Origin of the sequence: Emergencia sp. 1XD21-10 (assembly GCF_009936045.1) — a bacterium.
GTDB lineage: Bacteria > Bacillota > Clostridia > Peptostreptococcales > Anaerovoracaceae > Senimuribacter > Senimuribacter intestinalis.
On record NZ_QWEQ01000016.1, the window covers coordinates 1 to 22909 of the forward strand.

Sequence of the window (22909 nt, forward strand, 5' to 3'; positions counted from 1 at the left end):
GTCCAGTTGATTCTCATCTTGGAACCGGTGTAACGCTTTGTGGTTACCTTAATCTTGAAGGATTCTACTGCTTTGATAATCTTTTCTACAGCATCTTTTTCTAAAGCTGCTAATGTAGCTTCAGCATCTGCTAATTCTTTGAATTTTGCATCAGGAATATCTTTTGCAGCATTCTGATTATATACGCCACTTGGAGCTGGAGCAGTATAATCTGTGTATTCAGCAACATATGCATCATATAATGCTCTAGCCGTTTCAACTAATGCCTTATGGGCTTCAGTTACATTAAACGGAATTGCATCAATTGCCTTTTTAACAGCAGCTAATTCCTGACCGCGAATGGTTACTAGCTTATCAGTTAAAGTCGTAATTTCAGCATCAGTAAATCTTGTCACACCTTCGTAGATTTTGCCAGTATCACATTTTTCATTGAATGCCTTCTCTTTCGCAACTAATGTTTTGATATTTTCCTTATCAGCGCTAGTTACATTAGCAGGAAGTTTTGCAATTGCATCAGTGATTTCTTTCTTTTCAGCTTTGGCTAATGCAGAAATCGCTAATTTTAAAGTTGCGATGTTTGCAATGTCAGTATTATCCATTGTTTTATTCGCATCTTTGTTGTATGCCACAGCTGCATCAAATGCAGCTGTAACTGCAGCGGCATTTGCGGTAGTAATGGTTGCAGGCAGTGCCGCAATTTTATCTTCAACTGCTTTCTTGTCGGCTGCAATCTGTCCCTTGGTTTTTGCTGCGTCAAGTACTGCTTTTGCAGTGTTTAACAGTGCAGCAACTTTTTCAGTTGTTCTAGCACCATTGCTTGCATATAAATCTGCAAAGAAATTATCATCATATGCCGTGAAATCTCTGTAGCCTGCATCTGCGGATGTAAATCCAGCATTCAGCATTGTTTTATATGCTTCCAGAGCAGTTTTGTTGGTAGTAAAGCCTGCCATCGCTTTAATCTCATCTAATAAATCTTCTTTAGTATAGATTTCATCTAAACCAACTACTGCATTGTTATTAGTATATACGTTCTGAACTTCAGTAGCAGTTTTTGCAGCATCTACAGCAGCAATTAATTTATCAAAGAGAGCGTTTACTTTTGCTTCTTCTGGAGCATAGTAGCCTTCGGCAAGTGCCTCTGCTCTACCTTTTTCAATATCAGCTTTTTCAAGTTCAATCACTTCTTTGGAAACCGCAGCTGCAGCATTGGTAGCATCAGATTTAATCTCTGCTTCAGCAGCATCATATCCAGACCAGGCAGCATTTGTTTTGTATGCTGCAACTTTTGCATCTGCAACAATTTTATCAATTGCATCTGCATCTTTTACAGTATTTCCATCTGCATCTTTATATGCTTTATATTTAGCTGCAACTGTTTCCAGATCAGAGATTTTTACCGCATTTGCAGTATAGAAGAAATCAGTTGTTGGAACAGCAATAGTATCGGTTGAAGTAGCAATGGCACTCAACTCAGCATCTGTAGTAACAGCATTGATAATTGCAGTCATGCCTGCAACATATGCATCCTTTTCGGCCTTTACTTTTGCAGCAGTATCACCAGTAGCAGTAGCATTGCTAGCAAGGTACTGTGCAGCATTTGCATTTACACGGCTTAAATAAGCAGCCTTTTTTGCAGCTAAAGTGGTAGCATCTGCTTCTTCTTTCGCAGTTGTTAAATAGTTCAGTGCATTTGCGAGCTTGTAACCGATTACAACATTTGCATCTGTACTGTCAACAATTTTAACAACATCTTTTAATGCGCCGGCATCAACCGTTGCCGTTTCAGTACCATATTCACCGGTAGCAGTATTATAAGTAACGGTTTCTGTAGCACCAATCTCACCTAATGCAGTCTTAACAGCACTAACATCTGCATTTGCAGCAATTGTTACAGCATTGATTTCTTTTTTGATCTCAGCAATTTTTTCTTTTGCAAGATCATAACCACTCTTTTTTGTTACTTTATCAACAGTAGTGGAGTAAATAGATAAATTAATCTTATCTACAGCATTCAGTGCTTCTGCTTTCTTCTCTGCAAAGTCAGCTCTAGCAACAGCATCCTTCACCTTGACATCAGCGTATAACGCATCGTTTAAATCACCCTGTACCAAAACTGGAGCGTCAGATGCAAAATCATTTTTGGTATCATCTCCCTTCGCTTCACTATAGAGTGCAACAATCTCGTTTACTGTTAAGTCTTGAAGATCAGCATATTTGCCTTTGATTTCGTTTGTTCTTGCAGTGATAGCAGCAAGCTGCTTATCTTTAATCAGCTGTGCAGCAGCAGTCCAAGCAGCTTTGCTGGCAGTATAGCCAGTATCATATTCTGCAGCAGTTATGTTCTTTACAACATTGTTATAGCTGCTATTCAGAGTTTCAGTAACCTGCGCCTGAGCCTGATTTACATTACCGTTGAATGTTCCTTCATCGGTTACCGCAAAAACAGTTCCAACAGCACTGAAGCTATAAGTGAAGACAACTGACAATGCAAGAAGCACTGTTAAAAATTTCTTCATTTTAAGAATTCCTCCCTCTTTTTTGTTCTTTTTTAAGATTATAGTTATACGCCTTTTTGCGCAAAACTCATAAATGAAATGATAGTTCACAATGAACTTAAAAATAAAGTGTCGAAGTAAATTTTAACAAAGATAACAAAGAAATTTGAAATAGAGAACAGCAGTTTATGATTAAGCGCATAATATAAAAGGAGATGACGCTATAGGAGTTATGACTATGGATATAGGAGATATGACGGGCAGAAAGACTGTAAGCATTTCACAAAAGCGGAAGCTTATAATTCCATAGTGGCAAGAGTTGCTTTTGAAATTTAAAGAGATACAAAGGAATTTTCGACCTGCAATGGAGTCAATGCTTGAAGATGCAGCAAAAGCAGCATACGGCGAAGGCGAATTTTATACCAGTGAAGATATTTTTGGTCGGGAGGATTAACTATGGTTTACCGCCAGCTGCAAAATATCTTAAGAAAATAAAGGACAAACATCTAAAAAAGTATTCCAGAATGCGGTTAGTGGGATTTTGCTGAATCCGCAGATAGGGAGCCCGAAAAAGGGAGATTTATCTGGTATTTATGGATACGACATATATCATAACAAAACAAATTACGAACTTTCCTATCAGATTGAAATTATAGATGAAACTGTAGTTATCGTTATTTTAGCAGGGACTAGAGAGAACTTTTATGAGCAACTGAAGCGATATATGAAATAAGAGGTCAAGCAATTTGTGAATTATGAATGATGACAAAAGAAGGTCGGAATAAACCGACCTTCTTGATTTTTTTGGATAGGTGAATCACCAATCATTTAGCAATTCTGTAAGCCTTGTTGGATTAGTCAGATTATAAGCGCTTACTTTGTTCAGGTACTCGGTATTTTTGTAAGTACTCTTTGATTTCTTTTCCTGCGTTTAAAGATGGAATTATCTATCAATCCTTGAAAGAGGTCTGAAATCTGTTTCCTCGGCTGTTTCAACAGATTCGGCAACGATAACGCTCACGTTATGGTTGGAACCCATGACCCAGATGATGTCATCCTTGGTAATTAGAGTATTGATATCAGGCATGATTATCGGGTAGCCGCTTTGCTGTACGCCCAGCACCATGCAGTGGAACTTTTCTCGAATATTACCGTTCTTAAGGGTTTTTCCGGCATAAGACTCATTGCCGGTCACCTTGATCGCACAGACAGACAGGGCATTGTCAGCGTCAGGATAGTCTGTCTCCATAAACTTCTTTAGGGTTCTAGGAGGTTTAGAAGGTTTCATTTGTACCAGACGATAAAAATTTTCGATGGACTTTAAATCTCCAACTACAAAGACTTTATCGCCTGCGGCAATGGTAGCCTTAGGTTCCGGTAAAATAATGTGCTTGCCATGATGGCGGATTTTAACAACATATACGTTATATACTTTCCCCCATTGCAGATCAGCCAGGTGCTTACCGAGAAAATCTGCTGACTCCGGCGCAATTAAGGAAATAATATGAAGTTCCGTATCCAGCCAGGACTGGTGCAGCCCTTTTTCTTCTTCGGCCTCAATCAATCTCTCGTTCAGATTGCGAAGAAACTGAGTTTCCAGTCTGAGGTAAGCCGTTGAGAGAAAGTTGCTTTTTCCGGCAATGAGCACTGCGATAATAATAAAGATAAATAGGTATGCAGGATTGATTTCGAACAATACGCTAATTGGAATCATGGCAATTGTTGCAGTCAATATAACGCGAACGGCTGCCAATACGATTAGAGGCAGTCTATTTGCCCTTTTTTTGAGCCATAGAGAGGTAAAAAGAGCATTGCCGGGATTCAACATAGGTCTTACAAAAATCGCTATGACGAAGAAAATTATAGCGCAGGTAGCGATGCTCGCTGAAAGTGGAGTGAGTGTTTCTGCTAAAAACGGATAAATGCCTTCGATACCAATCATGACAGCAACAAGCATGATGACACTATAAAGTGCTGTTCTGGAAACAAATTTTCGGATATATTCATTCCAGTCTGTATCTTTATCATCATCAGTCTGGTCGCTGGAAGTATACTGGTGCAGCTTTTGAAGAAGACTCTCTGGAAGTTTTCTCTGCAAAAGGTCAGTAACGCTACTGGAATTTTTAATTAAAAATGGTGTTAAAAACGTAGTTATCACTGCAGCAGATACGATAATCGGATAGAGGTTTTCTTCCATCACACCAAGGCTGACGCCCAGTGCCGCAATGATAAAAGAAAATTCCCCAATTGGCGCTAGACTGAAACCACTTTTTACGGCGGTGTTTAAGGTTTGACCGGATAACAGCATGCCGACTGTGGCAAAAATCAGTTTTGCAATGACCGCAACTACAGTAATTACTGCAATGATTGGCGCATAGTTTACAATAGCATGAGGATCAACTTTCATTCCGACGGACAGGAAGAAGAAAGATACGAACATATCCTTAACGCCGCCGGTAAGATGTTCCACTCGTTCAACGTGAATGGTGCCCGCAAGAAGAGAGCCTGCAAGAAAAGCGCCCAACTCTGAAGAAAATCCCAGAAAGTTGGCAATCATAACCATACCAAAGCAAAGTCCTAATGATAAAATAAGAAGCATTTCATCATTCATCACCTTGATGACTTTGTTCAGGAAGGTTGGGAGTAAATAAATGCCGAGAAGCAGCCAAACAACCAGATAGCAGACCATCAGTGCCAGACTGATCATCAACTCTTTGCCTGCAACGCTCTGGCTGACAGAGATAGTGGATAGAACCACCATCATAAAAATGCCCACGATGTCTTCAATAACCAGAGTGCCCATAACTAGTTGGGAATACTTTTGTCCTTTGATTTCCAGTTCTTCAAAGCTTTTTTGTATGACAGCGGTAGAACTGATGGAAAGCATACAGCCCAAAAAAAGACTGCTGATGACGGAAAAACCCATCAGGATACCGACTAGGTATCCTGTCAGCATGACGCCGCCCATCTTTATAATGGCAGAGATGACTGCCGTTCCGCCCAGTTTTGCAAGCTTATGCAGATTAAATTCAAGTCCAATGTGAAACATCAGAATAATAACTCCGATTTCACTCCATAGATTAATGGAATCGATGTCTTCTACATTGAAAAATAAAGGAAAGTACGGGCTAATAAGAAAGCCCGCCAGAATATAACCTAGAATCAAAGGCTGTTTGATTTTTTTAAATAAAATTGTGATAAGACCGGCAGTAAGCAGCATGACGGCTAAATCAGTAATCATGTCAGGTGTGTGCATGAATCAAACCTCCTTTTGTATAAAATTTGTATACTATTATTATATATGAAAAACTTTCGGGGAAAAAGAAATTATTGTGAAAAAGGGGCGTGAAATTATGAAATCAGTAAAAAGTTTAATCTGTAATTTCTTTGTGTGAGGATACTGCAAAGGGATATCTGCAGCATTGCTGGATTGTCTATACCGGTTTCAAAGAGAGGATTTTTCTCATTTCTAACTGTATAATGCCTGCATCTTGTTCACTGTATTATGAAGAAAAATGCAGATGAGTGATGAATTGTCATTAAAAATATGATATACTAAAAATACAATTTCGAATAAACTTTATTACCGAGAGAAGGTCCCCATGAATTACACGCTTATGAATAAAGAGCGTCCTATCCTGACGTTTTCTACTTTTAAAACTGAATATGGTACAACCAAGGCGAAGAATGTAAAAGTTCTGGAGCCGGACGGACTTCCCGCTGCATATGACGGCAGCATAATTCGGTTTATTGAACGGCGTAAAGCTCCTAAGCACCGCAAATATATCCGGGGCATTTTGAAACAGCTGGGAGCAGAGGATATTGACGGCTTTATTAAAGTCAGCCGGGGTGCATCTTTGAATGATACCTTCTGGGTAAGAAATGATGAAGAACCTCTGGTATGGAAGCAGGTTTCTCTTTACCATAATGATTTTGACGAAAATATCGCACGAATTGCTTTTGAAGGCGGTTCCGGCAGTCTCAGCACAACGACACCGGAACTTTCCGTAGACGGTAACTATGCGAAATGCTGGATTCGTGAGAATGAACAGCTTTTTCTTCTGAAGCGGGGCAGCGAGACCCACGGGCAGGAGGTTTTCGCCGAGTACTATGCTTCGCAGCTGGCAGAGGCTTTCTGCACTGATTCTGTTAAATATGATTTAGTAAGTCACCACGGACATCTTGCCAATAAGTGCGGCATTTTCACCAGCGAGGAAGTAGGATTCTCTCAGATGACATATCATGTGGAAAATCCCCAGTCGGTTTCTGTCCAAGAGGCGCTGGCGGTGATGGAAAAATGTGGCCATGGTGAGCATTTCAGGCGAATGATGGTACTGGATGCACTGATTCTCAATATTGACCGCCATTTGGGGAATTTTGGACTTCTGGTGAACAATGACACTCTAAAACCTATAGGGATGGCTCCAGTATTTGATCATAACCGATCTATGCTGTTTCATATGGATGATGACCGTTTTATGAGACAGAATATGGATTGTCTGATAGATATTTATCCGCGCCTTATGGGGGAATTCAATATCAACGCTAACGATATGCTGACAGACGAAATTCGGAGTGACCTGAAAAATCTTTCCGGCTTTGCGTTTATTCCTCACGAGAAGTACAACTGGCCGAAGGTGAGACTGGAAAAATATCAGAAGTTTATGGACACGCAAATTGACCGCATACTGAAACGGGAGAAGCTGTTTATCAGCAGATTTGAGTAATATATAGCAGGTAAAATATCAAAAAGAAAAAGAAGGCCGAATTTGACCTTCTTTTTCTTTTTGATTTAGTTTAAATCTTATTTCCAGATTCTATTACCTACTGTGGAGTAGTCGGAGAAGTATCTTACGCCGTCAATTTCAACATAAGCTCTTACTCTGTAGTATACTCTAGTACCCTTCTTCACGTTCTTCTTGATGGAAGTGTGGTTGATGTACTTCTTAGTAGTCTTAGTTAAGTACTTGTAACCGGAGTTGGACTTCTTAGTGGAGTAGTATACTCTGTATCCATCGATTGCGGATTCATCACCTGTTGCAGTCCAGTTGATTCTCATCTTGGAACCGGTGTAACGTTTTGTAGTTACCTTAATCTTGAAGGATTCTACTGCTTTGATACGACCTTCCACATCAGCTTTTTCTAATGTTTTGATAGCCAGTTCCAGCTTAGCAACCAGTGCAGCGGAATCTCTGTCAAATGCAGCCCTATCAGCATCGGATAATGCATCGTAAGCAGCTTTTGCAGCGTCTACAGCTTCCTTATCAGCAGCTGTGATAACTTCCGGCAGAGCGGCAATCTTCTTAGCCGCATCAGCCTTCATAGCATTGGACAATGCAGCTTCTGCAGCTTTAAGTGCGGCATAGACAACAGTATCAGTAGCCGTAGCGCCACTTCCAGTCTGATAAATATCAACGTATCCAGCGTACTTGGAATAGTTGTCAGCATATGCATCAACAGCAGCTCTTGCAGCTTCAACAGCAGCTTTATCTGCAACTGTAATAGTTCTAGGCAGAGCATTTACTAATGCTTCAGCAGCAGCTTTTTCTAAGGTGATGATTCTGGTTACATAAGCGTTCAGCAGACCACGATTGGTAACGCTTGCTTCAGTTGCACCAGCAAGTTCAAGATAATCTTCGTACATTTTCTGTACAGCCAGATAATCAGCTTTCTTTTCTAATGTTGCGGTAACAGGTAATGCTTTGATAGCATCGATTACTTTCTGCGCTTCAGAAGCTAATACAGAATCCGCTTTCATAGCATCAATCTTAGCTAATGCAGCAGCATAATTTTCAGACAGAATAGCTTTGATTTCAGAAGCTTTCAGGTTTGCATTCTGTTTAGCGTTTACAGCATCATAGAATACCTCTAATGCCTGATTAACAGCATCTTCTTTTGTCTTGTTTGCATAAGCGTTTACGCTGTCTCTAGCAGCAACGCCATCAGCATAAGCTTTTAAGAATCCTGTAGTCTTATCAATGGCAGCTGCAGTACCGCCAACATAACCAGCTGCAATTAATTGTGTGTTAACACTTGTTTTTACAGATGCAGTCTGAGTAATAGTCAGATATTTATCCATAGCGGCTCTTGCTTCTTTTACTAATGCAACAACAGCATCAGCATTGGCAGCAGCTTTAATTTTAGCTTCAAAATCCTTCTGGATTGTTTCTACAGCATCTTTATTATCGCCTTCCCAGTTTGTAGGGGCATATTTATCCGTTGCTTTGTTCAAAGCAGAAAGATTCGTGTTGTTTGATTCTAATGCAGTAGCAGCATAATCAGTTTTAATCAGACGTACGCCATCATTGATAACTTTTTCTAAATCTACAATCTCTTTTTCTGCATTCGGAATATTAGTAGAAGACTGCATCCATGTCTGGATTTTGCCATAAGTATCAACGGTTGTATCTAAGTTATTAATTAATTTAACGAGCTTTTCTAATGCAGCATCAACAGTTGCAGCGTTATAAATAGCCTTACCTGTAGTAGGACTATACTGGTTCTTTAAAGCAGCCGCATAGTCAGTAGCATATTTTACTAACAGGTTGACATTTACAAACTTGTCAGCAATCTTATAGAAGTTGTCTGGTTCACTAGTATTAGCAGAAGGAGCCAACGTAGCTAATGCAGTAGTTTTAGCTGTTGTGACAGCACTTTCTGCTTCCGCATCATTAATCTGACCAACATATAAAGCAACTACCTTCTGTACATTTGCAGTTAATGAACCTAATCTTGCGTTTGCTTCTGCAACCTCAGTAGCATTGCTTGCTGCTTCAGGATTCGCAACGATATTCTGCAGTCTTGCTCTTTCAGCAGCAGTGAAATCAGCAGCATCATCATTTACAGCATCAACAGCTTCTTTCTTTGCTTTGTCCAGAGCAGCTGCTGCATCAGTTTTTGTTACTAAATCTTTAGTAACATTTTTGAATACTGCGATTGCACCTAGCTTTTCAGTATCTTCTGCAGCCTCTCCGCCTAACAGTTTCTGCAAACCTGCCTTAGAATTTGCTACAATTGTAACAACAGTTGTTAAGTCAGCCTTTTTTTCTACGATAGTTGCAGCATCAGTATCGCTGTAGTTAGCAGGATCAATTGCTTCCATAGCAGCCTGTGCAGTTGCCTTAGCAGCTTTTACAGCTTCTGTGTACAGAATGCCATCTACAGCACCATATGCACCTGCAGTCTCATCAAATAACTTTGTGCCTACTGCATATGCGTCAGTACCTTTTAAATCAGCCCATACATCATCTACTGCTGTAGTATCTTCATCTGTCCAGTTGTTATCGGCAACTCTTTGAGCAGCTTCTGTAGCAATTTTTTCATTGTAATCAGCTTTCAATTTAGTCAGTGCTGCATCAATAGCAGCTTTTGTAAGGTTTTTATCCAGAGATGCATCAGCAACATCTGGTACGCTTACTACATTGCCCTGCTGATTGTAGACAATCTTGCCAGCAAATTCATCTACATATTCAGCCATTTCTTTCTGTGCGTCAGCAATTGCAGCATTTGTCTGTTCAGCTGGTGTAGCGGCTGCAAAAACAGAGCCAACAGCACTGAAGCTATAAGTGAAGACAACTGACAATGCAAGAAGCACTGTTAAAAATTTCTTCATTTTAAGAATTCCTTCCTCTTTTTGTTCTTTTTTTAAGATTATAGTTGTACGCCTTTTTGCGCAAAACTCATAAATGAAATGATAGTTCACAATGAAGTGAATTTGTACAAATAGTGCTGAATTGTAAAATTTTGTAGAAAGGTGTCGACAGATTAGAGTGGACAGGCAGGTAGACATAGGTTAATATAAAACTAAGAAATCACTAAATTGCTAAGGAGGGAAGATGAAAATGAAGAAAATCATGAAAAAGGTATCTGTGCTTGTGACGTTGTGTTTGATTATGACGATGCTGTCTGCGCAGCCTATATTTGCAGCGGGTACTTATACGGTTGACGATGGGGGTACAATTACCGCAGTCTCTGCGCAACGAGCGGCTGCATGTGACAAGATGCTTAAAATGTCACAGATGCCTTGGAAGCTGACTGCAACATTACGATATTGTTATGGTCAAGATGATAACAATCAGCTGACAGAGAGTTCTAAGGTAAAGGTCAACTGCCGATGGGATAATAAGCTGGCAAATGAGGTGATTCCACGGAAAGGGATTCCGTATTCACAGGTTTATAGAGAAGAAGAGTATTCGAACGGTATAACATTAAAAAAGGGGACAAAGACACTTGCCAGCGATCCGCAATACGTTTCTATTTATGGAACTGACTGCTCTTCATCTGTTGGTTTTGCATGGAAAGCCGCGACAGGTGTGTATTTGGCAAGAAAAGATACAGGGAAGATTTACAGAACAAAAAACATGTTTGCCGATGGTATTATTGCAAGCGAAAATGAGAATGATTATCTCATGCTGGTAGGAAAGTACGGAAAATACTATAGCGCTCGGAAAAATGCTACTACGACGAAACAGGTTGTTACTGGTCTTTCAGCAGAAGGAAATTATGAGGATGGTGAAGATATTTACAGTAAGGTATATGCAGCAATTAAGCCTGGAGATGCATTACTTTTTAGAACCACGGATGGGAGCGGGTATGGACATGTTCGTTTAGTTGTGGGCGTTAAGATTGTGTATGCAGATGCTTCAAAAACAAAGGTAGATCCAGAGAAGAGCCAAGTAACATGCATAGAACAGGTAGGTTTCAGTAAGACAAATGGAAATTGCAAAACTTCATGGATTCCAAACGACGAGATTGTTCCAACCGGAGCATTTGCGGGACAAACTTACACGGGAGTATATACCTTTAATCAGCTTACAGGAAAATCAGCAAGCCCAACCATAAATGATGGGGATAAAACGAGATGTTATGTTCCAATCAGATTAAAAGCATTTAATGATTAATAATAGAGAGATGACTTGATAATAATGGAGCCTTTACAGGAAGATTCGGTAAAGGCTCTGTTTTTATGCAAATATATAAGGAATAAAGTGTTCGACTTTTTTTGTTTTAGCCTGTATAATATTAGAAAATAACTTGAAGAAAGAGAGGTCAGCAGCATGAACGTGTATATTCCCTTTATCTGTCTTGCTTTAGGTGCCGCGATTAACTGGCGCGAGCTGCCCGAAAAAATTCTTCAGTACATAGATTACCTGACGAATCTGGCTTTATTTTTGCTGATGGTTGTAATTGGAATCAACATCGGAACCAGTGAGGAGGTCATGGGTAATTTGAATCGGATTGGGATCAACTGCTTCCTCATTTCTCTAAGCGCAGTGGCTTGCAGTGTGGTGGTCACAGTACTTTTAGAAAAGACAATCATGCCTCTTGAAAAAATTCGTCTGCAGCTTCATATGGAAAAAGGGGCTTCTATAGCATCGGATACTGCTTCTGGAAGCGAATCGAAGTCTAAAGGAAGAAGTAGCTTTTCACCTTTGATTGTTATCATGCCTGCGTGCATTGCAGTAGGCATGATTGCTGGCAGATTTTTTATGCAGAATATACAGGAATACCTGTTAGATGCAATGTTGACTGGCTGTCTGATTTTTCTTTATACAGGCGTTGGGGTGAGTCTTGCGTCCAACAAAAGTGTGTTTAGCTATATTCGTCGATTGGGATTTCGAGTGCTATTGATGCCCACAGGGATTTTTGTGGGTTGCCTGTTCGGGGGAATGCTGGCAGGCGCGGTGCTGAGCGTGCCGACAAACTGGGCGGTGCTTTCGGCAAGCGGTATGGGATATTACAGTTTGACGGGTGCAGCGATGACGGATACTTTTGGCATTGAGGCCGGAACTTATGGATTTATTGTAAACATTCTGCGGGATGTACTGACTGTGGCACTGCTACCGGTTCTTATCAGAATCAGCAAAGGTAGCCCCATAGCCTCAGGTGCTGCTGGTTGTATGGATTCCATGCTGGTGCCTGTCAGCCGCTTTGTGGGTCCGGAACTTTCCATGGTGGCACTTATCAGCGGTACTATTTTGACCTTTGTGGTACCACTGTGGCTTCCTATGGGTACCCAGCTTCTGACATGATTTATTACATCATAAAAAATTAAAAGCTTTCGCTTCCTTAACTGACATGATTAAACAGTTAAAGAACGAAAGCTTTTTCTTTACTATATCTTATGCAAACAGTGCAACAGCCACTTGAGCCAGGTCTGCAGTATCTTTGATGCCGCCGGTTTCATAAGGGGAGTGCATTGCCAGCTGAGGCAGACCGATGTCGACGGAGTTCAGTGCAACCTGAGAGGTGGAGATATTGCCCAGTGTGGAGCCGCCAGCCATGTCGGAGCGATTTGCAAAGGACTGAACAGGCACGCCGCAGACTTGGCACAAATCCTTGAACATGGCGGAGGAAACCGCATCAGTGCAGTACTTTTGGTCACCGTTATACTTGATGACGATGCCTTTATTTATATAAGGACGGTTGGTTGGATCAGCTTTGTCTCCATGGGCTGGATGCACTGCGTGCGCATTGTCGGCAGAGACGAGAAAACTCTTTGCAATAGCAACCAGATAATCCTCATGGCTCATGGAGAGCCCTTCGCAAATGCGAGCTAGAGTGTCTTTCAGGAAGGTAGAAGCTGCGCCTTGTTTGGTTTCGCTGCCGACCTCTTCATTATCGAAGACGCAGTGAATTGCAGCATGCTTTTCTTTTTTTCCTTGCAAAAATCCTTGTAATGACGCAAAGGCACACTGTAAATCATCCAGTTTGGCGCTGGAAATAAATTCGTTATTGGCACCCCAGACGGTGCCTTGCTGTCTGTTATAAAGGAATAAATCGTGACCGAGAATATCTTCTGCCCGCACACCTGCAGCTTCTGCAATCAACTCCATGAAAGAACCCTCAGCTGGAGAAGCAGCATAGAGTGGAAGCAGATCCTTTTGCGGATTGTACTTGTATCCGCTGTTAACCTCCCTGTTCATGTGAATGGCAAGATTTGGAATCAACAGCAGGTCACGGTCAATGTTTACCAGTTTTGTTACGAATTTATCGCCATCCTTTATGACGATACGACCGGCAACGGAAAGAGGGCGATCCAGCCACGAACTGTAAATCATGCCGCCGTAGCGCTCCACATTGAGCCTGGTATAGTGGTTTTCTATTGTAATTTCAGTTTTTTCTTTCACTTTAAAAGTAGGAGAGTCGCTGTGGCTTGCCATAATACGAAAGCTGCTGATGCCGCCTATCGGAATGGTAAATGCGATGATAGAAGAGTCATTTCGTGTGACAAAATAGCTGCCACCCGGAGCAAGTGTCCATTTTTCTTCTTCGCAAAGCTTGGTAAAGCCTTTGGATTCCAGTGTGTCTGCCATATTCTTTACAGCATGGAAACAACTGGGGCTGGCGTTTAGAAATGCCAGCAATTCTTCAGATATTTTTCTATACATAACAAATTGCCTCCCATTGTGTTCTTGATAAAAACCTGCGGTTACACACAGGTTTTTATCAAGAATATACTAGCTTTGGAATGTTGTTCTGTCAAGGATAAGATTTCAGTGCGTGTGACAGGAAAGAGGGGGTAAAACGTTTTCAAAAATTAGAAAGTCTGCGAATGCTGTGCGTCTGGCGCATGAACAAATGATTTCAACCCAAATTACGATTTTCGATAAAATATGTATAACTGGGGAGACGAATCTTAACCGAGAAATAGAAAATACAAAAAAAGTGTATAATTGTAGTCAAATTGCATCACCAATAGGTGTGATACCCTGGGCTTCAGATAGGATTTACCCTTGATTTTCTGCGGAAATACTGCATTTTACGTAAGAATTTGGTGATTTTATATGATATCTTACGCCAAATGCAAGCTGCATAAAAGTACAGAACAAAAATGTTATACACTTTTTCTTGAAAACAGGATTTTAGGTTGAGATGCACAGTAGGGAACCGGTTGCCGTGTTTATCAAAATATGCTAAAATAAGATGAATTTCAAATAATATCGTAAAAAAACGATGAACGATGCAAAAGAAAAGAACAGCAGAGGAAAACTTTATGGAGAAGAAAAACAAATTGACAGGCACTGTAGGCAGCACAGTCAGCGAATTTAAAGCCTTTATCTTAAAAGGAAATATCATTGATATGGCTGTTGGCGTGATTATCGGAGGTGCTTTTGGGAAAATCGTAACATCTCTTGTAAACGATATTCTTATGCCGGCATTAGGAGCGATTACAGGTACAATCTCTTTTTCAGATTTAAAGTGGGTGATAAAGGAAGCTGAGCTGGACGCTGCCGGCGCTGTCGTAACACCGGAAACAGCGATTCTTTATGGAAGTTTCATACAGAATATCATCGATTTTTTGATTATCGGTGTGTGTATTTTTGCCATGGTGAAGGTTGCGGCAAAAGTGACAGCGACATTTACGAGAGCAGCTGCAAAAGAAGCCGAAGAGAAGGCACCGAAGGGACCAACCCAGGAGGAGCTTCTTGTAGAAATTAGGGATTTGCTGAAAGCAAAGCAGACGGAAGAGAATTAGTATGGAACAGATTACAATTTTTGACAATAGACCCGAAGTTGCGCCGCTGGCAAGCCGTCTCAGACCAGAAACTCTGGACGAGTATGTGGGGCAGCAGCACCTGATTGGAAAAGGGAAAATCTTACGCCAGCTCATAGACAAGGATCAGATTTCTTCGATGATTTTCTGGGGGCCACCGGGTGTGGGAAAAACCACTCTTGCAAGGATTATCGCAAAGCAAACCAAGGCGAACTTTGTGGAGTTCAGTGCGGTAACCAGCGGAATCAAAGAAATCAAAGCGGTTATGGGACGAGCCGAAGAGTCCCGGCGTATGGGGATTCGCACACTGCTCTTTGCGGACGAAATCCATAGGTTCAATAAGGCGCAGCAGGATGCGTTTCTTCCTTATGTGGAAAAGGGCAGTATCATACTAGTTGGTGCAACGACGGAAAATCCATCCTTTGAAATTAATTCTGCGCTTTTATCAAGATGCAAGGTCTTTGTGATGAAAGCTCTTGGCGAAGAGGATCTGACAGGACTTCTGCAGCATGCCATTACCAGCGAAAAGGGTTTTGGAAATATGGATGTTGATATTACGGAAGGGGATCTTTCGGTTATTGCCAGGTTTTCCAATGGGGATGCAAGAACAGCGCTGAATACGTTGGAGATGGCGGTGCTCAACGGTGAAATTGACGAAAATGGCACAGTTCATGTGACTGATTCAGTGCTTTCCGAATGCATGAATCGCAGATCGTTGTTATACGATAAAAATGGAGAGGAACACTATAATCTGATTTCAGCGCTTCACAAATCCATGCGAAACAGCGACCCAGACGCTGCAGTGTACTGGCTTTGCAGGATGCTGGATGGCGGAGAGGATCCACTGTATATCGCGCGCAGACTGGTGCGCTTTGCCAGCGAGGATGTAGGTATGGCAGATTCTGCAGCACTACAGATAGCAGTCGCGGCTTATCAGGCTTGTCACTTTCTGGGTATGCCAGAGTGTGATGTGCACTTGACCCATGCTGTGGTGTATCTTTCCATGGCGAGCAAATCCAACGCTCTTTACAAAGCCTGCGAAGCGTGTAAGAAAGATGTAAAGAATATGCCGGCAGAGCCAGTGCCGCTGCACCTTTGCAATGCACCGACCAGCCTGATGAAGGAACTAGACTACGGAAAAGGATATGAATATGCCCATGACACAGAAGAAAAGCTGACTGTTATGACTTGCCTGCCGGATTCACTGAAAGGAAGACAGTATTATCAGCCGACGACCCAGGGCAGAGAAAAGCTGGTAAAGGAGCGGCTTTCTCAGATTGAGGAATGGAAACAGAAGAAACGAGAAGAGAAGAGGCTCTTTACTTCCGAGTAAAGGGGCAGTATAATAAATCCAGAAGAATACCATACAGGAGGAAAATGGAAATGATAGAAGTTGAAATGTTAAACGTAAACGGACAATCTGTTCAGGGACTGCGAGTTGTTGCCCCTGGCGGAGAAGGACATCCGAATATGCTTTTGATTCCTTGCAGGAAGGGATATGTAATGTGCGGCTATCTCAATCTGCCGGCGGCTGAGTCCTTTGGGGATGCTGCTGCAATTGTAGGCGGCAGCTGTTTTGAGGAGACGCTGGCAAATCCGGTAAAGGCGGTTTCTGCAAAGGCTGCGGAGCTGGGCGTTGAGGTCGGTATGACAGGCGCTGAAGCGGTAGCAAAATTAAACGCATAACTTTTAGTATCTAACACCTCTTTTATGCAGTGCAGGCGGGAGGTGTTTTTTCGCGGCGTTTTCGAGAGAAAAAGGTTTCAATTCTGCTGTAAATGGTATAAAATAGAAAAGTATGTAACAATTATTAAGTTTTTTGGAGGAACAACATGCTAACACTTGAGAATGTGTGCTGGAAACCGGATGGCAGAGATGCGGTTCTCAAAGGAATTGATTTGCAGCTAAAACCGGGGAAACTGACTGTAGTTACTGGTCCAAATGGAGGCGGCAAGACTTCCCTTGCGAAGGTTATTGCGGGTCTGAATCAGGTCAGCAGCGGCAGAATCAGCCTTGGAGATATAGATATTACGGAGAAAGATATTACAGAACGAGCGAAGCTTGGTATCAGCTATGCTTTTCAGCAGCCGGTCAGATTTAAGGGGATTACCGTGCGTTCTCTTCTTGATTTGGCAGCAGGCGGAGACGTTGGCGATGAAAATGTCTGTCAGCTGATGGCGAAGGTGGGGCTTTGCACCAAGGATTATATCGATAGAGAAATCAATGCCAGCCTTTCAGGCGGTGAAATCAAAAGAATCGAAATTGCTTCCGTACTGGCGCGAAGAGACAGCAAGGTGCTTATTTTCGACGAGCCGGAGGCAGGTATTGACCTGTGGAGCTTTACAGGACTCATTGAGACCTTTGAGGATCTTAAAAAAGAACAGGATAAGGCTCTTCTGGTTATTTCCCATCAGGAGCGTCTTCTTGAGATTGCAGATGAAATTGCGGTAATTGTGGACGGAAAAGTTCGCATTTCAGGTCCGAGCCAGGAAATTATGCCGCAGCTTTTGGCAGGTGAAAAAGCCGGCATCTGCCCGATTGGAAAGGAGTGGTAAAAGATGGACAAGCTGACAGAAGAACTTTTAAAAGCAGTCTCTGATTATACAGAGGGAGGCTATACAGGGGCATTCAACATTAGAGAAAACGGCGGCTGCGCAGGCAGACAGTCCACCGACAACATTCAGATTGAGGGTAAGGCTGACGGCAGCGGTATTGATATTTACATCAAAGCAGGCACCAAAGGAGAGAAGGTTTTCATTCCTGCCTGTGTGACTCGCGGTAACGTGAGTGACCTTGTATATAATGATTTTCACGTTGGTGAAGGTGCTGATGTAGTGATTGTAGCAGGCTGCGGTGTGCATACCGACGATGAAGGGGAAGCTGCACACAACGGTATTCATAGCTTCTATCTGGAAAGAGGTGCTAAAGTTCTTTATGAAGAAAAGCATCTGGGAACCGGAGAAGGAACCGGGCAGAAGAAAATCAGTCCGGTAACCCATGTGGAACTTGCTGAGGACGCTGTGCTTGAGATGAACACCATTCAGCTGGGTGGTGTGGATCATTCCGTCAGAACTACCACAGGAAGCCTTGAGGACCGGGCGAAGCTTTTGATTCACGAAAGTCTGATGACAGACGGAGACGAATACGTCATGACAGATTTTGATGTGGATATGAATGGCGAAGACAGCGCCATTGATTTGATTTCCCGCTCTGTCGCAAAGGGCAATTCCTATCAGGAATATCATTCCAAGATAAAAGGCAACAACCGCTGTACAGGTCACTCCGAATGTGACGCAATTCTCGTAGGAAAAGGCAGAGTTAATGCGGCGCCCGAGCTTTATGCCGGTCACCTTGATGCAGAACTGATCCATGAGGCAGCTATCGGCAAAGTGGCAGGCGAGCAGATTTTGAAGCTGAGAACTCTGGGACTTACTGAGGAAGAAGCAGAACAGCAGATTATCGAAGGATTTTTAAGAGCAAATGGTTAAACAAAATGGTGAAACGAATCGATAAAACTTTTACAGAAACGCTGATGACATGGTACCGCGAAAATCGCAGAGATTTGCCTTGGCGAGAAGACAAAGAACCATATCATGTCTGGGTTTCAGAGATTATGCTGCAGCAGACCAGAGTGGAAGCAGTACGGGAATATTATCTGCGCTTTATGAAGGCGCTGCCGACCATTTCTGATCTTGCAGCTGCGGAGGAAGAGACCTTGCTGAAGCTTTGGCAGGGTCTTGGATATTACAATCGAATCCGAAACATGCATAAAGCCGCCCAGCAGATAGAAGCGCAGATGGGCGGTATTTTTCCGCAGGAGTTTGATGCTATTAAAGCCCTTCCGGGCATTGGAGATTACACGGCAGGGGCAATTGCATCCATATGCTTTAATCAGAAGACCGCAGCTGTGGACGGCAATGTGCTGCGGGTGATGAGCCGTTTAAATAACGACGATACGGATATTTTAAATGCCGGGCTGAAGAAGCGGATTACTGCTTACCTGTCCTCCCTTTATCCAGAAAAAGACTGCGGCGATTTTACGCAGGGACTCATCGAGCTGGGGGCGCTTATCTGCGGACCGGCAGGCGCACCAAAGTGTGAAATCTGTCCGGTGAACGCCTACTGCGAGGCGAAAGCCGCAGGTACAGCAGCTGCACTACCTGTGAAAGCGAAGAAAAAGGCAAGAAAAAAAGTGGACATGACTGTTTTTATCCTGCAGGCGCCTTTAGGAACGGCTGTTTGCAGGCGTGCTGAAACAGGTCTTTTAGCGGGACTGTATCAGTTGCCTAATGTAGAGAAAAGGCTGACTGCCGCCCAAGCCATAGAGCAAGTGGAACGCTGGGGCTGTGCGCCGAAGAATCTTTTGCGCAGTACCGATTACTGCCATGTATTTACCCATGTAGAGTGGCATATGACAGGTTATTTTATTGCAGTGGAAAAAATGCCGAAAATTTTCCAGTGGGCAAGCGATGCGCAGTTAGCTGCAGAAATACCGCTGCCGACAGCTTTTGGATATTTCTTGAAGTAAAGTAGTAAAGTTTTTATATGAAAAAAATAAAAAATTTACTAGAATTTTGTAAGGTTTTGCGGTATCATAGAGAACGTGTGTGGCATGTCAGAATGCACCAGCATTTGATATGCCTGCTTTTATTGCGTTAAGTTAATTTGTTTAACAAAAGAAATGATGTAACCAAAGGAGTAAAAAATGAACGAGAAGAAACGCGGAATTTGGAACGGTATTGAGCGCTTCGGAAACAAGCTGCCTCATCCCGTTTACATTTTCATCATTCTGACGATCGTAGTATTCGTCATTTCCGGTCTTTGCGGTAATATTGTATTTCCACATCCAAACACCGGTGAAGAGCAGTATATCATGAACCTGATGAGCAAAGAAGGTCTGATTTGGCTGCTGCAGTCTATGGTTGAAAACTTTGTAACTTTCAGCCCGCTGGGTATGACCCTGGTAGCTATGCTGGGTATCGGTATTGCTGAAGAAACAGGGCTTGTAACCACTGTAATCAAATCTTCTATTGCAGGTGCGCCGAAAGTACTTGTAACTGCTGTAGTACTGTTTGTAGGTATTATGGGAAGTTTGGCTGGTTCTGCAACATTCGTTATTATCCCGCCTCTTGGCGCTATGATTTTTAAGGGTATGGGAAGACACCCGATTGCAGGTCTTGCTGCTGGTTTTGCCGGCGTAGCTGCAGGTCTTTCTGCAAACCTGTTAATCACGCAGACAGATATTCTGCTTGCCGGTATCACCCAGGATGCAGCACAGATTTACGACCCGAACTATCTGGTAAATCCGACTGTAAACTGGTACTTCATGGCAGTATCTACCATCGTTTTGACTATCACAGGCACCATTGTTTTAGAAAAAGTGGTTGAGCCTCGTTTGGGCGAATACAAAGCTGAAGACGGAGATGGTACTGTAGAAGATACCACACTTTCTGCAGTAACAGCAGAAGAAAAATCCGGACTGAAATGGGCGGGTATCTCTGTTTTAATTTATCTTATTGTGGTTGCAATTACCATTGTGCCGACAAACGGCATTCTCCGTGGAGAAGACGGCGGCGTTATTCAGTCACCGTTTATGAGCAGCATGATTCCAATTCTGACTGTTTTCTTCCTGGTACCGGGCATTGTTTATGGTATTCGCACCAAGGCAATCAAAAAATCTGCAGATGTAGTAAATATGTGGGGCAAATCCATGTCCGGTCTGGCTGGATTTATCGTACTGTGCTTCTTTGCAGGTCAGTTTGTAAAAGCATTTTCACAGTCCAATCTGGGATTATATCTGTCAGTAAAGGGCTCTGAATTTTTAAGCAGCACCAACTTGACCGGTATTCCTCTCATCTTGGCATTTATCGGTATTACTATGCTGATTAACTTTGTAATCGGCAGTGCATCTGCAAAATGGGCGCTGATGGCACCGATCTTTGTACCGATGTTCATGAAGATGAACTTTTCACCGGCATTTACGCAGGCAGCATTCCGTATCGCTGACTCTGTAACTAACTCCATCTCACCGCTTGAGCCATTTATGCCGTTTATCATCATGACTGCGCTGAAATATGACAAGAAATCTGGTCTGGGTTCTATTATCGCAACCATGCTGCCAATGGCAATCACTATTGGTTTGACTTGGGTTGTACTGATTGTAGTATGGTACGTTCTGGGACTGCCTCTTGGACCTGGCGCAACCATCTTCATGTAATTTCACGTAAGGAGAAATCATGTTAGCTGAAAAATATATTGGAAAAATCACTGAGGAACTGGAAAGCCGAAGACAGGCGCTGACTGCTATGAGCAGAACCATCTGGGAAAACCCGGAACTGGGACATCAGGAGTTTAAGGCTTCGAAGCTGCTTACTGATATGCTTTCTGAAAACGGTTTTACTGTAGAAAGAAATCTTTTAGGCATGGAAACTGCTTTTTCCGCGGTGAAAAAATCTGGAAAACCGGGACCTGTTATCGCATATGTTGCAGAGTATGACGCACTTCCAAAAATCGGACATGCCTGCGGCCATAACCTGTTCTGCTGCTCCGCTGTAGGCGGCGCAATTACCCTAAGCAAAATTCAGGAGGAACTGGGAGGCGAAGTCCGTGTCATCGGCGCGCCGGCTGAAGAAGGAACTGTTCCTAACTACGGAACTAAAGCGGTTATGGTAAACGAAGGCATTTTCAGCGATGTGGACTGCGTATTCACAGCCCACGGTGAGGGAGAAACTGTCATCGAGAGAAATCTGGTGGCTGCAACCACTGTAAAGCTGCACTTCCACGGATATGGCGTTCATGCAGGAGGCGATCCGGTGCTTGGCAAAAATGCACTGACTGCCGGCATGCTTTGCATGAGCAACATGAATGCAATCCGACAGCAGAACCGTCCTTGCGATGTCATCAGCGGCATTGTAACCGACGGAGGACTGGTTTCCAACACCATTCCTGACAGCTGTGGACTGGAATTCAGTCTTCGTTCCGACACATCTCCGCATCTTGACAGAGTTGTGCAGAATCTGCGTAACTGTGCGGAAGCGGCTTGCTTGGTAACAGGCTGCACTTACGACTGGGAAGTTGTTCCAAACCCGATGAAAGATACCAAATCCAATCATCAGATGGGGCTGGTTTTGGCACAGTATTTGGACAGCATTGGAGAAAGCTATACCCAGACAGATTCCAGAAACTTTGCATGGGACGTAGGTGACATCACCTACGCGTGTCCGACCCTCGGATCCTACTTCAAAATGGGTCCTAGTGACATCGCTTGCCACACAGAACCTTTCTGCAAGGCAGCAGGCTCGCAGCAGGGCTTTGACGGTATGATGCTGGCAGCCAAAGGTTTAACCGTAGTTGCCTGTGAATATCTTCTCAATGAAGATTTCCGCAAAGCTGCATGGAAGGAATTTGAAGAGACAAGAAAATAAAAAATTGAGTAAATTATGCCGTATCGGGGGATTTTCCTGATACGGCATTTTCTCTATAGGCGATGTGCGTGATTTTGTTTCTTTATCCTTTCCTTTGTCAGTATCGCCTTTGTCGATACTGTTTTTGTCGGTACTGCCGGTAGGTGCTGGTGATTGTACTATCCTGACGCGACTGGTTCGTGCTGCCGATTCATGTAACTGCTTCGTATCGTCGAGAAGTCGTGTGCCATAATCCCGGGACTTTTCTGTATACATGGCGCATCACCCTTATAAAGTGCCATGTTTTAAATGCTTTTTCGTATACACGGCGTTCCGCTGCTGCCAAACGCCATGTTTGAGCTCATTCTCTAGAAAACTGGCGTACGGTTTGCTCCTAAAGCCAGTTTTTTAACATTTTGACACAGGATGCTGGAAACTTACTGACTATCCGGCGACTTTTTCTTTTATGGACGCCGGGTTTTCTCAAAACTTCTCGTTATATGGCACTTTCC

General features: G+C 42.8%; 16 protein-coding genes. 12 read left to right on the plus strand and 4 right to left on the minus strand.

The window, feature by feature from the left end:
• Positions 1-2519 (minus strand): hypothetical protein (locus D1151_RS10815; protein ID WP_161908916.1); only part of this gene is annotated, 2519 nt, incomplete at its 3' end.
• Between the two features lie 520 nt (positions 2520-3039).
• On the opposite strand from D1151_RS10815, the gene D1151_RS17245 reads away from it, so the two are divergent.
• Positions 3040-3231 (plus strand): type II toxin-antitoxin system RelE/ParE family toxin, encoded by a 192-nt coding sequence (locus D1151_RS17245; protein WP_334296743.1) that lies wholly within the window; start codon positions 3040-3042, stop codon positions 3229-3231.
• Positions 3232-3441: 210 nt separating this feature from the next.
• Here the strand turns inward: D1151_RS17245 and D1151_RS10830 are convergent, their stop codons facing one another.
• On the minus strand, positions 3442-5754 hold the full coding sequence (locus D1151_RS10830) for a cation:proton antiporter (protein WP_161908917.1): 2313 nt from the start codon (positions 5752-5754) through the stop codon (positions 3442-3444).
• 346 nt (positions 5755-6100) lie between these two features.
• On the opposite strand from D1151_RS10830, the gene D1151_RS10835 reads away from it, so the two are divergent.
• Positions 6101-7225, plus strand: coding sequence for a HipA family kinase (locus tag D1151_RS10835; RefSeq protein ID WP_161908918.1), 1125 nt, complete (start codon positions 6101-6103; stop codon positions 7223-7225).
• Positions 7226-7302: 77 nt separating this feature from the next.
• Here the strand turns inward: D1151_RS10835 and D1151_RS10840 are convergent, their stop codons facing one another.
• Entirely contained in the window at positions 7303-10110 is a 2808-nt protein-coding gene (locus D1151_RS10840; RefSeq protein ID WP_161908919.1) for a fibronectin type III domain-containing protein, read from the minus strand.
• A gap of 223 nt (positions 10111-10333) precedes the next feature.
• On the opposite strand from D1151_RS10840, the gene D1151_RS10845 reads away from it, so the two are divergent.
• Positions 10334-11398 carry a hypothetical protein gene (locus D1151_RS10845; protein WP_160203189.1) on the plus strand — a complete coding sequence of 355 codons (1065 nt, stop codon included), beginning with the start codon at positions 10334-10336 and terminating at the stop codon, positions 11396-11398.
• A 156-nt stretch (positions 11399-11554) separates the two neighbouring features.
• Positions 11555-12529, plus strand: coding sequence for a lysine exporter LysO family protein (locus tag D1151_RS10850; protein ID WP_161908920.1), 975 nt, complete (start codon positions 11555-11557; stop codon positions 12527-12529).
• A gap of 90 nt (positions 12530-12619) precedes the next feature.
• On the opposite strand, the gene D1151_RS10855 is transcribed toward D1151_RS10850, so the two are convergent.
• Positions 12620-13888, minus strand: coding sequence for a M18 family aminopeptidase (locus D1151_RS10855; RefSeq protein WP_161908921.1), 1269 nt, complete (start codon positions 13886-13888; stop codon positions 12620-12622).
• Positions 13889-14493: 605 nt separating this feature from the next.
• Here D1151_RS10855 and mscL point away from each other — a divergent pair.
• From mscL to D1151_RS10895, 8 genes are all read left to right on the plus strand, one after another.
• Positions 14494-14976 carry a large-conductance mechanosensitive channel protein MscL gene (mscL, locus tag D1151_RS10860; RefSeq protein ID WP_160203186.1) on the plus strand — a complete coding sequence of 161 codons (483 nt, stop codon included), beginning with the start codon at positions 14494-14496 and terminating at the stop codon, positions 14974-14976.
• Position 14977: 1 nt separating this feature from the next.
• The gene (locus D1151_RS10865) at positions 14978-16327 is read left to right on the plus strand and encodes a replication-associated recombination protein A (RefSeq protein ID WP_161908922.1); all 1350 of its coding nucleotides are present in this window, start codon (positions 14978-14980) and stop codon (positions 16325-16327) included.
• A gap of 50 nt (positions 16328-16377) precedes the next feature.
• On the plus strand, positions 16378-16680 hold the full coding sequence (locus tag D1151_RS10870; protein ID WP_201759613.1) for a YunC family protein: 303 nt from the start codon (positions 16378-16380) through the stop codon (positions 16678-16680).
• Positions 16681-16826: 146 nt separating this feature from the next.
• Positions 16827-17549 carry an ABC transporter ATP-binding protein gene (locus D1151_RS10875; RefSeq protein WP_160203184.1) on the plus strand — a complete coding sequence of 241 codons (723 nt, stop codon included), beginning with the start codon at positions 16827-16829 and terminating at the stop codon, positions 17547-17549.
• Positions 17550-17552: 3 nt separating this feature from the next.
• Complete coding sequence (locus D1151_RS10880; protein ID WP_160203183.1) at positions 17553-18482, plus strand: SufD family Fe-S cluster assembly protein; 930 nt, start codon at positions 17553-17555, stop codon at positions 18480-18482.
• Positions 18483-18487: 5 nt separating this feature from the next.
• Complete coding sequence (gene mutY, locus D1151_RS10885) at positions 18488-19522, plus strand: A/G-specific adenine glycosylase (protein WP_161908923.1); 1035 nt, start codon at positions 18488-18490, stop codon at positions 19520-19522.
• A gap of 177 nt (positions 19523-19699) precedes the next feature.
• Complete coding sequence (locus tag D1151_RS10890) at positions 19700-21211, plus strand: AbgT family transporter (RefSeq protein WP_161908924.1); 1512 nt, start codon at positions 19700-19702, stop codon at positions 21209-21211.
• Positions 21212-21230: 19 nt separating this feature from the next.
• Positions 21231-22418: a M20 family metallopeptidase gene (locus D1151_RS10895; RefSeq protein ID WP_161908925.1), complete on the plus strand. Its 1188-nt coding sequence runs from the start codon at positions 21231-21233 to the stop codon at positions 22416-22418.
• Positions 22419-22909: the final 491 nt, after the last annotated feature.